Raw genomic sequence first — 733 nt, 5'->3', positions numbered from 1 at the left:
GATCTTCTTTCTTGCGGTGCCATCGTCACTTCCTTCCATCAGGTTGCAACAATTGTGGCACCTATCGGCTAGAAGCTAAATATGCGGGTGTTTTGACGCTCACGTTTTATACAGTTGCACAAAAATGTTACTGACGTATACCCCGCCACGCTTCCTCCGCCTTCGACCGCAGTTTATGACAAATCCTACTGCCCACAACCTTCGCTCCCGCAAGTCATTTTGCAATTGGCAGGTTGAAATCTTTGCAATTAGCAGGTTATAACTTCTGCAATTGGCGGGTTATAAACTTTACAATTGGCAGGTTGCAATTTCTACAAATGGGGCAAAATGCTCAATACGCCCGCGTGATCATGGCTGCATACGCGCGATGTTAGTAAGTGATGGATCAACTCAGAATCAGGAGTGATGAGGCGCGCGGCGATTCGAGCGAGCGTGCAGTTTGAGCTCCTAGCAATTAGCCAAGAGCTGCAGAAAGGGCGTCCTTGAACTATCGGTTTGGCGATACTATAATGAACTATCGTTGTAACGATAGTTGTGAGGTTATCATGACAGAACTGCTTACCATATTCCACGGCTCCAGTCACATCATTGAGAAACCGATTTGGGGCACAGGCAACCCTCATAACGACTACGGGCTTGGGTTTTACTGCACGGAAAGCTTGGAACTCGCGAAGGAGTGGGGCACCTCTGACGGAGCTGACGGCTTTGCGAACGAATATGAGCTCGACGCAAC

1 protein-coding gene is annotated in these 733 nt (G+C 48.6%); it reads left to right on the top strand.

Annotation, left to right across the window (positions count from 1 at the left end; genetic code table 11):
• Positions 1–545 precede the first annotated feature (545 nt).
• A partial coding sequence (locus tag G7Y44_RS10310) for a DUF3990 domain-containing protein (RefSeq protein ID WP_165249683.1) occupies positions 546–733 on the top strand: 188 nt, incomplete at its 3' end.

Source organism: Adlercreutzia sp. ZJ141 (assembly GCF_011038965.1).
Taxonomy (GTDB): domain Bacteria; phylum Actinomycetota; class Coriobacteriia; order Coriobacteriales; family Eggerthellaceae; genus ZJ141.
Note: the sequence above shows the minus strand (reverse complement) of the source record. Positions and strands in the feature narration are given on the sequence as shown.